The organism is Pseudomonas sp. Je.1.5.c (assembly GCF_051129895.1).
Lineage (GTDB): Bacteria > Pseudomonadota > Gammaproteobacteria > Pseudomonadales > Pseudomonadaceae > Aquipseudomonas > Aquipseudomonas urmiensis.
In genome coordinates this window covers 1-15203 of the sequence record NZ_JBCPSP010000051.1, presented here as the reverse complement: position 1 = coordinate 15203, position 15203 = coordinate 1, and the positions used below count along the sequence as shown (strand labels likewise).

Sequence of the window (15203 nt, the reverse complement as noted above, 5' to 3'; positions counted from 1 at the left end):
ATCGACATGAGCGACGAAACCCTCAAGCAGCAACTGGCACAGATCATTGAAAACGTCATCGGCACCGCCGTCGAGCACGACGACCTGCTGATCGAGTCGGGCCTGGTCGACTCGATGACCGCCGTCGATATCGTCATGGCGGTGAAGAACGAGTTCGGCTGCAAGGTGCCGCCGACCGAGATCGACGAGCACCTGGAGTCGATCGACGCGCTGGCCGCGTTCATCCAGGCCAGCCGCGGCTAAGCCCGATCAGCGTGTAGCCAGGAGCGCCGCCAGATGCATTTCGATTTCGACCGCTGTCAATTCGCCGACCTTGAACACAACGCCGACGCCCCGGCGCTGCGTGACGCCAGCCGGGTGTTGGACTGGGCCGGCTTGCAGCTGGCCGTCGAAGCCTGGCAGCTGCGCGCCAGCGCAGCGGGTATCATGCCGGGCACGGCGCTGGTGATCAGCGGCCACAAGCAGATCGAATTCGTCGTGGCCATGCTCGGTTGCCTGCGCCTGGGCGTCACCTACGTGCCGCTGGACAGCATCAACCCACCACAGCGACTGCAACGGATCATCGAGCTGGTCGGCGCAGGACACAACTACGATGCAGCAACCGACCGCTTCGAGGCCGGTGTAGCCCAGGCGACACCGCTGGCCGAAGCAGACCTTGCCTACATCATGTTCACCTCCGGCAGCACCGGCGATCCGAAAGGGGTGCAGATCGGCCGCGACAGCGTGGCGCTGTTCGCTGGCTGGATCCGGGACTGCCTGGGGCTCGGCGCGCGGCCGACGTTCATGAACCAGATGCTGTTCAGCTTCGACTTTTCGCTGTTCGACCTGTGCGGCGCGCTGGCCTTAGGTGGCCAGTGCGTGCTGTGCCCGCGTGAGGTGATCGCAGCGCCCCTGGACTTCGTTGGCTACTTGGCCGACAGCCAGGTGCAGGTGTGGGCATCGACACCCTCGTTCGTCCGCCAGCAGTTGCTCAATGATGAATTCGACGCCGCCCACCTGCCGCACCTGCAAGTGTTCGTGTTTGGCGCCGAGTCGCTGACCCCAACCCTGGCCAACCAGCTCTGGGCGCGCTTCCCCAAGGCACGCATCATCAATTCCTACGGCCCAACCGAGGCGACCTGCTCGACCACCTGGATCGAGATTCTGCCGCCACTCGACGCGGGCACCCAGCCGCTATCGATCGGCCGCGCCAAGCCGTATGCCGAGCTGTTCCTGGAGGACGGTGAGCTGTGCATTGCCGGTGACCACGTCATGCGTGGCTACCTCAATCGTCCAGACCTGTGCGCTGCGGTGCTGTTCGAACACAACGGCAAACGCGCCTACCGCAGTGGCGATCTGGCCGAGATCGACGAGCACGGCCGGGTGTTCTTCCATGGCCGGCGCGACGACCAGATCAAGCTGCACGGCTACCGCATCGAGCTGGGCGAAGTGGATGCGGGCCTGGCCAGTCTGCCGGGCGTCAGCGCTGCGGCAACGGTGGCCCTGCGCCGCCCCGACGGCACCCTGGTGCGGATGATTGGTTTTGTCGAAACGCTCGAGCTGCCAGCTGCGACTCTCGGCCCACTGCCTACGGCGTTGGCCGACTGGAAGCAACACCTGGCCAGTCGCCTGCCTTCCTATATGATTCCCTCGGAACTGCTCGCCTGTGGCCGCTTCCCCGGTACGCAGTCGGACAAGGTCGACCGCAAGCGCCTCGCCGCGCTATACCAGGAAACCCGCCTGAAACGCCCCAAGGAGACCCAATGAAACTGTCCGCCCTGCTCGCCACTGCCCTGCTGCTCGGGAGTGGCCTGCCCGCCCTGGTGCATGCCGAAGGCAAGCTGGCGCAGCTGTATGCACCGCGGCCACCGGCAGGCTCGGCCTTCGTTCGGGTATTGCAACCAACAGCGGATAGCGTCGAAGTGCAGCTGGGCCAGAACCCGCCGCAGCGCCTTGGCGACGAACGCCTGGCCAGCAGCTACAACGTGATCAAGGGCGGCGAACCCTTCGCGGTACGCATTGCCGGCAAGACCGTCGGCACCCTTACGGTCGCCGCCGACAGCTACCAGAGCCTGGTGCTGCACAACGGCAAGCTACTGGTACTGGACGACAGCGCTGCCAGCGACGATGCATTGAAGGCCGAGCTGCGCTTCTACAACCTGGCCAGTGACTGCCCAGCCGGCCAGTTGCAGGTCGACGGTGGCGGCCCAACGCTGTTCGCCGAGGTCAAGCCTAACGCCACCCAGGCCCGCGCGATCAATCCGGTAAGCGCCAGCCTGAGCGCCGGTTGCGGCGCGGTGCAGGCCAAGGCGCTGGCCTTGCCGCAGTTGCAGCCGGGTGATCACTACGCACTGTTTCTCACCGGCAGCGCCCAGCAGCCGGTGCTGCGCGGTGAACTCAGCAGCACTGCTGCGTTTGCCCGGTAAGTGGCCATGCGTAGCCTTTTTCGCGACGACCATGAGCTGTTCCGTGACCAGGTCCGACGCTTTATCGACGAGCGCATCCTGCCGCATTACGACAGCTGGGAACGTGCCGGGGTGACGCCCCCTGAGCTCTGGCGCGAAGCCGGTGCCCAAGGCTTGCTGTGCTCGGCCCTGCCCACGCCCTATGGTGCCGGTGGCGACTTTGGCCACGCCATGGTGGTGATCGAAGAATTGGCCCGCGCCAACTGCCTGGGCATCGGTTTTTCGATCCACTCCGACATGGTCGCGCCATACCTGCTCAGCCTCGGCAGCCAGGCGCAGAAAGACCGCTGGCTGCCAGCGATGGCCGCTGGTGAACTGATCGGCGCCATCGCCATGACCGAGCCGGGTGCTGGCAGCGACCTGAAAGCGATCCGTTGCCGCGCCGAGCGCGACGGCGAGCACTATGTGCTCAATGGCCAGAAAACGTTCATTACCAACGGCGTCAATGCGGGCCTGATCATTGTCGTCGCCAGCACCGAGCCAGACCTGGGTGCGCGCGGGCTGTCGCTGTTCTGTGTCGAGGCCGGTTTACCAGGGCTGAGCAAAGGCAACCCCATGGCCAAGATTGGCCAGCATGCCCAGGACACCTGCGAGCTGTTCTTCGACGCGCTACGGGTACCGGCCGACTGCCTGCTGGGCGAGGAGAATGCTGGGTTCGAGTACCTGGGTCGGGAGCTGGCCCGCGAGCGCCTGGCGATTGCCCTGCGGGCTGCGGCGCATGTCGAGGGGATGCTGGAGCAGACCTTGGCTTATACCCGTGAGCGCAAAGTCTTTGGCAAGCGAGTCAGCGACCATCAGCACAACCGCTTTATCCTTGCCGATGCGCGAGCGCGATTGACCATGCTGCGGGTGTTCCTCGATGACTGTGCACGGCAATTGATCGACGGCAGCCTGGACCCGGTGGTCGCGGCCATGGCCAAGCTCAATGCGACAGAGCTGCAGGGGCAGATTCTTGATCAGCTGCTGCAGTTGCATGGTGGCTATGGCTATAGCAGCGAGTATGGCATCGGCCGCGCTTGGGCCGATGCGCGGGCGCTGAGAATCTTTGGCGGGACCAGTGAAGTGATGCGCGAGATCATTGGCCGTTCACTGTAGAACTGTTGTGGGCTGTACCGGCCTCTTCGCGGGCAAGCCCGCTCCCACAGGGTTGTGGGTTGGGTCTCGATTGCAATTCGCCAGATAATCCGCGGCTTGGGTAGCTGGGTTGAAACGCAATGTACTGCCTTGCAGTGAACCCTATGGGAGCGGGCTTGCCCGCGAAAGGGCCGGCACTGACAACACATCCTCTCTGGATCTATCACAGGCTGTGATGGCGCTAGATCAGCCGTGTCCGCGCAACCAGTCCTGGTGCAGGCGCCGCGCTCGCGGATCATCACCCAGCGCCCAAGGATCCAGGGCAAACGCCACCACCTGCTCGGCACCGGTGGTCTTGGCCCACTCCAACTGGCGGCGCACGCGGGTGTAATCCGCCGACCGTGCCTTGAAGTCGCTGCCATCGTTTTTTTCTGAGGGCAGTTGCTCGAACAGCTCCACCACCACATCGAACGGCACCTGGCGCCGACGCAGCTCCAGCAGCAATGGCTCGATCGCTTGCAGGTTGGCCCAGCCAGCCACGCCGACGCCATCCTGCACCACCGGGCGCAGCGCAGTGCTATCAAGCAGGGTGCGCCACAGCTGCAGCAATGAGCCATCGGTCTGCAGCACGCTGTAGTAGGTAGAAATCGACGGCACGCGGCCACTGCTGTGGCGAGCGTTGTCGGCCAGCGCGCCGAGCCATTGCGCCAGACGCTGCTGGCGTTCGGCGGTATCCCAGTGATACTGCTCAAGCTCATACGGGATGTACCAGCCGGCAAACGCCGGATGATTTGGCCACGGCGAGCTGCTCATATAGCGTCGAGCGTCTTCCAGGGATTTGGCAAAGAACGCCGCCTGCTCTTGTGGCGGCGCCCCCAGGGCTTGCCACCAAGCATTGTCGAATGGCAAACCAACCTGCACCTGCATGCCTTCTTCGCGGGCCAGGTCGAATACGGTTTGCAGCATCGGCTCAGGGATCATCCACGGCGACTCGCCGCCCACCAGGCCGACCCACTGCAGGGTGAGCGTACGGCAGCCCATGTCGGCCATCGCCGCCATGCGCCGTTGCCATTGCTTGCAGTCGAGCTCGGCGTGACTTTTCCACAGTTGCAGAAAGCTGCCCTGGACTCCAGTTGAGCGGCTGCAGCCCGACAGGCTGGTCAGGCCGAAGACCACCGGCGCGGCAGTCAGCAGGCACAGAACATGGCGACGGTTTAACGATGGCGTGGAAATGAGCAGATCCTTTCGATGGCATTGCACACGAATGGATCAAGGTTACCTCAAAGGCCTGATGCAGCCTATCGCCAGGCCCGCCGGCGCTAGGCTGCTCGATCACCTTTCGCGCAAGGCCTCGCTCTGTGCCTTGATGATCGGCTTGAGCAGATAGCTCATGATGGTCTTCTTGCCGGTCATGATGTCCACTGTCGCCACCATGCCAGGAATGATCAGCAACGGTTTTTCGTCAGTGCCCAGGTGACTACGGTCCGTGCGCAGGCGGATCAGGTAGTAGGTGGTCTTCTTGTCTTCATCGGTGATGGTGTCGGCGCCAATTTGTTCGAGCTTGGCCTTCAACCCGCCGTAAATGGTGTAGTCGTAGGCGGTGAACTTGACCGTGGCTTCCTGGCCGGGGTGCAGGAAGGCGATGTCCTTGGGCAGGATTTTCGCTTCGATGACCAGGCTGTCATTGAGCGGGACGATCTCGACGATGTCGTCACCCGGCTGGATCACCCCGCCGATGGTGTTGACCAGCAGCTGCTTGACCACGCCGCGCACCGGTGAGGTCACCAGGGTGCGGTTGACCCGATCATCCAGCGCTTTGCTGGTGGCGGTGGCTTTGCTCAGCTCGGTGCGCGCCTCGTTGAGCTGGGTCAGGGCGTCGCTGCGGAACTTGCCGCGGGTCTCTTCGATCTTGCTCTGGATCTCCTTGACCGCCGCCTCGGCACGCGGGATGGCCAGGGCGGTGGCATCCATCTGGCCACGGTTCTCCACCTCAGAACGGCGCAGCCGGAGGATCTCGACCTGGGAGATCGCGCCCTTGGCCACCAACGGCTCGGACATGGCGATCTCCTGGCGCAGCAGCTGCAAGCCGCTGGCGTACTGGGCGCGTTTGGAGTTGTACTCGCGCAGCTCCTGCTGGCGCTGGACCAACTGCTGCTCCAGGCCGCCGATCTCGTCATGCAATTGCTGGCGCCGGCTCTGGTACAGCGACTCCTCGCTGGCGGCTTGGTTAGGCGAGCTCTCGCGCAACTTATCGTCGATCTTCAATGGCACGTCTTCGACTTCTGCACTGAGACGCTCCACCCGCAGGGCCATGGCGACCCGATCGGCTTCAGTTTCGCCTTTGTTCGAGGCAAAGCGAGTTTCATCCAAGCGCAGCAGTGGCTGGCCAACTTCGACGACCTCCCCTTCCTTGGCGAAAATCTCGGCGACGATGCCGCCTTCGAGGTTCTGGATCTTCTGCACCTTGGACGACGGAATCGCCTTGCCTTCGCCACGGGTGACTTCATCGATCGGGGCGAAACAGGCCCAGACGATCAGGAACAGGAAGAACGCGATCACTCCCCAGATGGTCATGCGCACCACCCGCGGGGCATCTTCGATCAGTGCCTTGTTGACCTCGGGCAGGGGTTGCCCGCTGAGCGACTCCGACCCCTTGAAGTAGCGGCGCAGGTTGTCCTTGAGCTGGCCCATATCAAGCTTATGCAACACTGATCTGCCCCTTCTTCAGCGCTTCCATGACGGCCGCTTTCGGGCCGTCGGCGACCACTTGGCCGCGATCGATGACGATCAGCCGGTCTACCAGCGACAGCAGCGAGGCGCGGTGGGTCACCAGCAGCACGGTCTTGCCTTCGATTACGGCCTGCAGGCGCTGCTTGAGGCGCTCTTCGCCGGTGTTGTCCATGGCGCTGGTCGGCTCATCGAGCAGCAGGATCTGTGGGTTTAGCAGCAAGGCACGTCCGAGGGCGACGTTCTGCCGCTGGCCGCCGGAAAGGTTCTGTCCTCGCTCGCCGACCTGCAGCTCGTATCCGTCCGGGTGTAGCCGGGCGAATTCGTGCACGCCGGACAGCTCGGCGGCCTGCAGGATCATTTCGTCCTCGATGTAGCGGGCGCCACTGACCAGGTTGTCACGCAGGGTGCCTGCCAGCAGCTGGATATCCTGGGGGACGTAGCCGATATTGTGGCGCAGCTCGCTGACATCGATCTGGCGAATGTCCACGCCATCGACCAGCAACGAGCCATTGTCCGCTTCGTAGAGACCGACGATCAGCTTGGCCAGCGAGCTCTTGCCTGAGCCGCTGCGGCCAATGATGCCGACCTTCTCGCCCGGGCGGACACTCAAGTTGATACCTTTGAGCGCCTGGTTCTGCTGGTTCGGATAGGTAAAGTCGACGCCACGAAATTCGATGGCGCCCTGCAGGACCTGGCGGCTGAGCGGGCGCTCCTCGAAGTTGCGCTCTTGCGGCAGCTCCATCATCTGGTCGGTCGCGGCCATGGTCACCTTGGCCTGTTGATACCGGGCCAACAGCCCGTTGAGCTGGCCGAGCGGGCCGAGCGCGCGGCCGCTAAGCATGTAACAGGCAACCAGGCCGCCCATGCTCAGGTGGCCATCGATGATCAGGTAGACCCCCACACATATCATCGCCACGCCCGCCAGTTGCTGGATCAGCAGGGTGATGTTCATCGCCAGCCCCGAGAGCACCTTGACCCGCAGCTCGAGTCGACTGAGGGTGCCGAGGGTCTGCTCCCACATGTACTGGCGTTCGCTCTCGGCATTGTTGACCTTCACCGCGTCGAGCCCGGCCAGGGTTTCGATCAGGCTTGACTGGCGCTCGGAGGCCAGGGCCATGGTCCGCTCCATGGTCGACATCAACGGCTTCTGCAAGGCGTAGCCGATGCCCAGCGCCAGCGGGAAGGCGATCACCGGAATCCACACCAGGTGGCCACCGATAATGGCGATGACGATCAGGATCAGGAGGGTAAAGGGCAGGTCGATCAGGCTGGTCAGGGTCAGTGAGGCGAGGAAGTCGCGCAACCCTTGGAACTCGTGGATGTTCTGCGCGTAGCTACCGACCCGTGCCGGGCGGTACTTCATGGCCATGCCGACGATGCGTTCGAACAACGTGGCCGAGATGATCAGGTCGGTTTTCTTTCCGGCAAGGTCCAGACACAGGCTGCGCAGACCCTTGAGGATCAGATCGAAAATGTAGGCCCCGGTGATGCCCACAGCCAGCACCCAGAGAGTCGAGGTGGCTTGGTTGGGCACCACCCGGTCGTAGACGTTCATGACGAACAGCGGCGCGGCCAAGGCGATCAGGTTGATTACCAGGCTGGCGGCAATGGCGTCGATGTACAGCCATTTGCTGCGCAGCAGGGTGTCGCGAAACCAGGAACGCGCACATGGGATCAGGTTGCCGTGATTGACGTCGTACTTGTGCTGCGGCTGGGCAAAGAACACCTTGCCGCTGTAGTCGCCCAGCAGGGCCTCGCGGCTGACCAGCACCTCACCGCCGTCACTTTCACTGAGCAGCAGCCGCGCGGTGTCGGCGTTCTCCCAGCCGAGCAAGACGGCGCTGCGGCCTTCCTTGAGCAGCAACATGGCCGGCATCGCGATGCTTGGGATCTGCTCCAGCTTGCGTTGCAGCAAGCGACCTTGCAAACCGGCATGGGCCGCCGCACGGGGCAACAATTCAGGGCTCAGGCGCTGGGCCGGCAACGGCAGGCCGGTGGTGAGCATGGCCCGGCTGGCGGGCTTCTGGTGCAGGACACACAGGGTCAGCAGGCTATCCAGCAACGGGTCATCGTGCTGACTACGTGGATCGTGACTGAGTTGGACTCGACTGACTTCGGATTCCACGCGGCGCTCTCTTCATCCTGGCGGTAGATGGGGTAGGTGCGCACTTCAGGCATTGCCTGGGGAGGCTCACCCAGGTCCAAGCCATTAACCCGCTAACGGCTATTTGCAATCAAACCTGGTATTGCATAGCACTTGTTGGGCCGAGGCTGGTGGCCAAGTAACCCATAACTGTTTCTAACCCTGACGTTGCTCTGCGCTGAGAGTTTCATTTCTCAGGCACTGGCAACCTGGCAGCTTGGTAGCTCTTCGCCACACTATTAATCGGACCCTTTTACCAAGCCTAACGCGTGCTTGATTCGATGCAAGGCCCGGCTGTGAATTTTGCACCCCAACCCACGACAATCTTCTGTAGAGCCCGATATTGAGCCTTTCAAGATGATTCAACAAGCCTTCCAGGAGTCGCTGCTTTGAAGATTTTTGGAACATTTGATCGCAGGTTCATAGCTAAACCTAGAGTAGGCATTGGCCTGAAGCCTCAAGCACGGCGATGACTAATACAAAAGTAAGAGTTGGCAATTGTACAACTCTCGATGTGACATGACTTGCAGCCCCTCGTAAGTATCGAGTGTTCACAGCCATCATCCAAACATCGGCATCATAGTCGGAAAGTTATAACCAGTAAGTGAGTGCGTTCAACGTAAAACAACTTTGAATTATTCCGTCTGCTCGCCGCATTCTCTCGCTGGCTGGGCATGGAAGCTACCGATCGGGTAACCCGGAGAGTCTCATGAGCACTGTCGTAGCCATCGTTAAAAGCATTGTTGGCCAAGTCGTCGCAGTATCCCCAGAAGGCATCCGGCGAGTTCTCATCGAAGGCGATCGACTGTTTGCCGGAGACCAGGTTCTCACCGGCCCCGGTGGCGCAGTGACGTTGCAGTTGGCCGACGGCCGCTTGCTCGACCTGGGCCGGGAAACCCAGTGGAGTGCCGAGACGCCCGCCAGCAGCACCGACCTGAGCCAGGCCAGCGCCCAGGCGGCGCCCTCGGTCGAAGAGCTGCAACAGGCGATCCAGGCCGGCGCCGACCCGACCACCGATCTTGAAGCGACAGCAGCAGGCCCGACCCCAGCAGGCGGCGACGGCTCGGTTGGCGGCGGGCATACCTTTGTCATACTCGAGGAGACTGCCGGGGTGGTCGACCCGTCGGTGGGCTACCCCACCGGGCCGCTGAATTTCTCCGAAGCGCTGCGCTTCGAGCAAACCGCCGGGCTCGATACCACCCGCGACAGCGTCGCAACACCGCCCGCCGCTGGCGCCGCAACTGCCGTGGCACTGAGTGCGACACCGACCCTTACCGAGGCGGGTGGGGTGATCACCTACACCGCGACTGTCGGCCAAGCACCCACCACTGACCTCAGTGTGAGCTTGTCCAACGGGGCAGTGATCGTCATCGCTGCCGGTCAGACCAGCGGCTCGATCAATGTCGGCGTGACGCCCAGCGACGATGTTTACCTCGATAGCGGGCACGTCTCGACGAACATCACCGGCACCAGCGGTGGCGGCCTGAGCGTCAACATCGACGCTACCCCAGCGACTACCCAGATCGTCGACACCATCGACCTCACCACCGCTACCCTCACTGCAACACCGAGCGTGACCGAGGGCGGCGTGATCACCTATACGGTGACCCTGAGTAACCCGGCGCAGACGTCTGTTACCGTTACCCTGTCCAATGGCCAGACACTTGCCATTGCCGCCGGACAGAGCAGCGCCAGCTTCAATGTGCAAACGGCGGCCAATGACGTCTACAAGAGCGGCAGCAGCGTTGCCCTGAGTATCGACAAGGCCGTAGGTGGCAATTTCGAGAGCCTGGTCGCCGACAAGACGCCGGCGACAACCGTGGTCAGCGATTCGCTCGATACCTCGACCGTAACCCTGACTGCCACGCCGTCGGTGGCCGAAAGCGGCAGCATCGTCTACACCGCCTCGATCAATGCACCGGTCACCGGCAGCCCAGTGCTGGTGACCCTGGCCAACGGCCAGACCATCACCATCGGCGTCGGCCAGAGCTCTGCCTCGGTCACTGCGCCGGTGAGCAATGATGCCTATCAGGGGCCCGCTGCTGTCAGCAACAGCATCACCCAGGTCAGTGGCGGCAATTACGAGAACCTGGTGGCGAACAAGGCGCCGGTCAGCACCAGCGTGGCCGATGTGCAAGACAGCACCAGCGTGACCCTGAGCGCCACCCCGAGCGTGGCCGAGGGCGGGCAGATCATCTATACCGCGACCCTTAGCAACCCTGCCGGCACTCCAGTTACCGTCACCCTGAGCAATGGCCAAACCATCACCATCGGCGCCAACCAGAGCAGCGCCAGCATTAGCGTGGCCGCGCCTGCGGATGATCCGTATCGCGATGGTGGCCAGGTCAACGCACACATTACCCAAGCAACCGGGGGCAACTTCGAGTATTTGGTGATTAACCAGGGCGAGGTTTCAACCCGTGTCAGCGATACCCACGACATCACCCAGTTAACCCTGACCGCCACCCCCAGCATCGCTGAAGGTGGCTCGATCCTGTACACGGCATCGGTCGGCGCACCGGTCACCGGTAGCCCGCTGGTAGTGACCTTGGCCAACGGCCAGATCATCACCATCGCGGTAGGTCAAAGTGCGGGGACGGTCAGCTCGCCGGTCAGCAACGATGTCTATCAGGGGCATGGGTCGGTCAGCAACAACATCACTCAGGTCAGTGGTGGTAACTACGAGAATCTGCTGCCAGACCAGACACCGGTCAGCACCACTGTGACCGACACCCAAGACACCACTAGCGTGACGCTTGTCGCCACCTCGTCGGTGGCTGAAGGCGGCACTATCGTCTACACCGCCTCGGTCACCGCGCCGGTTACCGGCAGCCCTGTGGTAGTCACTCTGGCCAACGGTCAAACCATCACTATCCCGGTCGGCGCCAGCGCGGCTTCGGTCAATGCGCCGGCCGGTAATGACGTATACCTGGGACATGAATCGGTCAGCAATCACATCACCCAAGTCACAGGGGGCAGTTACGAACAGCTGGTCGGCAACCCGGCACCAGTGACCACTACGATCACCGACAGCCCTGACACCACCACCGTCACCCTGACCGCCACACCGACCGTTGCCGAGGGTGGCAGCATCGTCTACACCGCCTCCGTCGGCGCACCGGTGACCGGTGCACCTGTGGTGGTGACCCTGACCAATGGCCAGACCATCACTATTGCCGTCGGGCAAAGCGTCGGCAGTGTATCCACGCCTGTGAGTAACGATGGGTACCTGGGCCATGCACCGGTAAGCACCAGCATTGGCGCGGTCAGTGGCGGCAGTTTCGAGAACCTGGTGGCCAATACCTCACCTGTCAGCACCACGGTAAGTGACGTCCAGGACACTACCAGCGTGACCTTGACCGCTACCCCATCGGTCACAGAAGGCGGGACCATCGTCTACACCGCGTCCGTGAGCGCGCCGGTTACCGGCAGCCCCGTTCTGGTGACACTGGCCAACGGCCAGACCATCAGCATTCCGGTCGGGGCCAGTTCAGCTTCAGTAAGTGCTGCTGTTGGCAACGATGTGTATCAGGGTCATGACTCGGTTTCCAACCACATCATTGCTGTCGGCGGAGGAAGCTACGAGCAACTGGTTGGTAACCCAGCGCCGGTTACGACAACCGTTAGTGACAGCCAAGACACCACTACGGTGACCCTGACCGCCACACCTTCGGTGACGGAAGGTGGCAGCATCGTTTACACCGCTTCGGTCAATGCGCCGGTCACTGGCAGCCCGGTCGTGGTGACCTTGGCTAACGGCCAGACCATTACCATCCCGGTTGGCCAGAGCTCCAGTACCGTCAGCACGCCTGTGAGCAACGACGTCTACCAGGGCCACGCCCCGGTCACCACGAACATCACGGGAGTGAGTGGCGGCAACTACGAGAATCTGGTCGGCAACCCGGCACCGGTTACCACCAGCGTCACCGATGTTCAGGACACCACCACAGTCACCCTCACTGCAACGCCCTCGGTCGCTGAAGGTGGCAGCATCATCTACACCGCAAGCGTTAATGCGCCGGTCACCGGCACGCCGGTGGTGGTGACCTTAGCCAACGGCCAAACCATCACCATCCCGGTTGGCCAGAGTTCCAGCACTGTCAGCACGCCCGTGAGCAATGATGTCTATCAAGGCCACGCTGCGGTCACCACGAACATCACGGGAGTGAGTGGCGGCAACTATGAGAACTTGGTTGGCAACCCGGCACCGGTTACCACCAGCGTCACCGATGTTCAGGACACCACCACGGTCACCCTGACCGCCACACCCTCGGTCGCTGAAGGTGGCAGCATCATCTACACCGCAAGCGTCAATGCGCCCGTCACCGGCTCGCCGGTGGTGGTGACCTTGGCCAACGGCCAGAGCATCACCATCCCGGTCGGCCAGAGCTCCAGCACTGCCACTACGCCAGTGACAAACGACGTCTATCAAGGACATCCCGCGGTCACCACGAACATCACGGGAGTGAGTGGCGGCAACTACGAGAATCTGGTCGGCAACCCGGCACCGGTTACCACCAGCGTTACTGATGTCCAGGACACCACCACGGTCACCCTGACTGCCACACCCTCGGTGGCGGAAGGTGGCAGCATCGTCTACACCGCTTCGGTCAATGCGCCGGTCACCGGCACGCCGGTGGTGGTGTCCTTGGCCAATGGCCAAACCATCACTATCCCGGTCGGCCAAAGCTCCAGCACTGTCAGCACACCGGTGAGCAACGATGTCTATCAGGGCCATCCTGCGGTCACCACAAACATTACGGGAGTGAGTGGCGGCAGCTATGAGAACTTGGTTGGCAATCCCGCACCGGTTACCACCAGCGTCACCGATGTGCAGGACACCACCACGGTCACCCTGACCGCCACACCTTCGGTGACGGAAGGTGGCAGCATCGTTTACACCGCTTCGGTCAATGCGCCGGTCACTGGCACCCCGGTGGTGGTGACCTTGGCCAACGGCCAGAGCATCACCATCCCGGTTGGCCAAAGCTCCAGCACTGTCACCACTCCGGTGAGCAATGATGTCTATCAAGGCCATGCACCAGTAACCACGAACATCACCAACGTCAGTGGCGGCAATTACGAGAATTTGGTCGGCAACCCAGCGCCGGTTTCTACCACTGTCACCGATGTCCAGGACTCCACCACGGTCACCCTGACCGCCACGCCTTCGGTGGCGGAAGGCGGCAGCATCGTCTACACCGCTTCGGTCAATGCGCCGGTCACTGGCAGCCCGGTCGTGGTGACCTTGGCCAACGGCCAGAGCATCACCATCCCGGTTGGCCAAAGCTCCAGCACTGTCACTACGCCCGTGAGCAACGACGTCTACCAGGGGCATCCTGCGGTCACCACGAACATCACGGGAGTGAGTGGCGGCAGCTATGAGAACTTGGTTGGCAATCCGGCACCGGTTTCTACCACTGTCACCGATGTGCAGGACACCACCACGGTCACCCTGACTGCCACGCCTTCAGTGGCGGAAGGCGGCAGCATCGTTTACACCGCTTCGGTCAATGCGCCGGTCACCGGTAGCCCTGTGATCGTGACCTTGGCCAACGGCCAAACCATCACTATCCCGGTCGGCCAGAGTTCCAGCACTGTCAGCACTCCGGTGAGCAATGATGTCTATCAAGGCCATGCACCAGTAACCACGAACATCACGGGAGTGAGTGGCGGCAACTATGAGAACTTGGTTGGCAATCCCGCACCGGTTTCTACCACTGTCACCGATGTCCAGGACACCACCACGGTCACCCTGACTGCTACGCCTTCGGTGGCGGAAGGCGGCAGCATCGTCTACACCGCTTCGGTCAATGCGCCGGTCACCGGTAGCCCTGTGATCGTGACCTTGGCCAATGGCCAGACCATCACCATCCCGGTTGGCCAGAGTTCCAGTACCGTCAGCACGCCTGTGAGTAACGACGTCTACCAGGGCCACGCCCCGGTCACCAACAGCATCAGCAATGTCAGCGGTGGCAACTACGAGAATCTGGTTGGCAACCCAGCGCCGATTTCTACCACTGTCACCGATGTCCAGGACACCACCACGGTCACCCTGACCGCCACACCTTCGGTCGCTGAAGGCGGCAGCATCGTTTACACCGCTTCGGTCAATGCGCCAGTCACTGGCAGCCCGGTCGTGGTGACCTTAGCCAATGGCCAGACCATCACTATCCCGGTTGGCCAGAGCTCCAGTACCGTCACCACACCGGTGAGCAACGACGTCTATCAGGGCCACGCTCCGGTCGCCACGAACATCACGGGAGTGAGCGGCGGCAACTATGAGAACTTGGTTGGCAATCCCGCACCGGTTACTACCAGCGTCACCGATGTGCAGGACACCACCACGGTCACCCTGACTGCCACGCCTTCGGTGGCGGAAGGTGGCAGCATCATCTACACCGCAAGCGTCAATGCGCCCGTCACCGGCACGCCGGTGGTGGTGACCTTGGCCAACGGCCAAACCATCACTATCCCGGTCGGCCAGAGTTCCAGCACTGTCAGCACGCCCGTGAGCAATGATGTCTATCAAGGCCATGCACCAGTAACCACGAACATCACCAACGTCAGTGGCGGTAATTACGAGAATCTGGTCGGCAACCCAGCGCCGGTTTCTACCACTGTCACCGATGTCCAGGACTCCACCACGGTCACCCTGACCGCCACACCTTCGGTGACGGAAGGTGGCAGCATCGTCTACACCGCTTCGGTCAATGCGCCGGTCACCGGTAGCCCTGTGATCGTGACCTTGGCCAATGGCCAGACCATCACCATCCCGGTTGGCCAGAGTTCCAGTACCGTCAGCACGCCTG

The 15203-nt window shown here is 62.3% G+C and carries 8 protein-coding genes; 5 read left to right on the top strand and 3 right to left on the bottom strand.

Features of this window, described 5'->3' with window-relative positions; translation table 11 throughout:
* Positions 1–6: 6 nt before the first annotated feature.
* From AAZU54_RS24390 to AAZU54_RS24375, 4 genes are read left to right on the top strand one after another with little or no spacing between them, the layout of a single operon-like run.
* Positions 7–243: an acyl carrier protein gene (locus AAZU54_RS24390; RefSeq protein WP_186555800.1), complete on the top strand. Its 237-nt coding sequence runs from the start codon at positions 7–9 to the stop codon at positions 241–243.
* A gap of 33 nt (positions 244–276) precedes the next feature.
* Positions 277–1746: an AMP-binding protein gene (locus tag AAZU54_RS24385; protein WP_434727773.1), complete on the top strand. Its 1470-nt coding sequence runs from the start codon at positions 277–279 to the stop codon at positions 1744–1746.
* Entirely contained in the window at positions 1743–2405 is a 663-nt protein-coding gene (locus tag AAZU54_RS24380; protein WP_434727772.1) for an alginate O-acetyltransferase AlgF, read from the top strand. The genes AAZU54_RS24385 and AAZU54_RS24380 overlap by 4 nt, the downstream gene beginning before the upstream one ends.
* Entirely contained in the window at positions 2406–3539 is a 1134-nt protein-coding gene (locus AAZU54_RS24375) for an acyl-CoA dehydrogenase family protein (protein ID WP_405129931.1), read from the top strand. It begins immediately after the preceding gene.
* A gap of 225 nt (positions 3540–3764) precedes the next feature.
* On the opposite strand, the gene AAZU54_RS24370 is transcribed toward AAZU54_RS24375, so the two are convergent.
* From AAZU54_RS24370 to AAZU54_RS24360, 3 genes are all read right to left on the bottom strand, one after another.
* Positions 3765–4778 carry a DUF4434 domain-containing protein gene (locus AAZU54_RS24370; protein ID WP_434727771.1) on the bottom strand — a complete coding sequence of 338 codons (1014 nt, stop codon included), beginning with the start codon at positions 4776–4778 and terminating at the stop codon, positions 3765–3767.
* A gap of 72 nt (positions 4779–4850) precedes the next feature.
* The gene (locus AAZU54_RS24365) at positions 4851–6209 is read right to left on the bottom strand and encodes an HlyD family type I secretion periplasmic adaptor subunit (protein WP_186555920.1); all 1359 of its coding nucleotides are present in this window, start codon (positions 6207–6209) and stop codon (positions 4851–4853) included.
* 7 nt (positions 6210–6216) lie between these two features.
* Positions 6217–8373: a type I secretion system permease/ATPase gene (locus tag AAZU54_RS24360; RefSeq protein ID WP_434727770.1), complete on the bottom strand. Its 2157-nt coding sequence runs from the start codon at positions 8371–8373 to the stop codon at positions 6217–6219.
* A gap of 727 nt (positions 8374–9100) precedes the next feature.
* Between AAZU54_RS24360 and AAZU54_RS24355 the strand changes: the two genes are divergently transcribed.
* A partial coding sequence (locus AAZU54_RS24355) for a retention module-containing protein (protein ID WP_434727769.1) occupies positions 9101–15203 on the top strand: 6103 nt, incomplete at its 3' end.

Coding starts and splice junctions, on each gene's coding strand:
- AAZU54_RS24390 (WP_186555800.1), top strand. CDS start 7: ATGAGCGACGAAACCCTCAAGCAGCAACTGGCACAGATCATTGAAAAC.
- AAZU54_RS24385 (WP_434727773.1), top strand. CDS start 277: ATGCATTTCGATTTCGACCGCTGTCAATTCGCCGACCTTGAACACAAC.
- AAZU54_RS24380 (WP_434727772.1), top strand. CDS start 1,743: ATGAAACTGTCCGCCCTGCTCGCCACTGCCCTGCTGCTCGGGAGTGGC.
- AAZU54_RS24365 (WP_186555920.1), bottom strand. CDS start 6,209: ATGGGCCAGCTCAAGGACAACCTGCGCCGCTACTTCAAGGGGTCGGAG.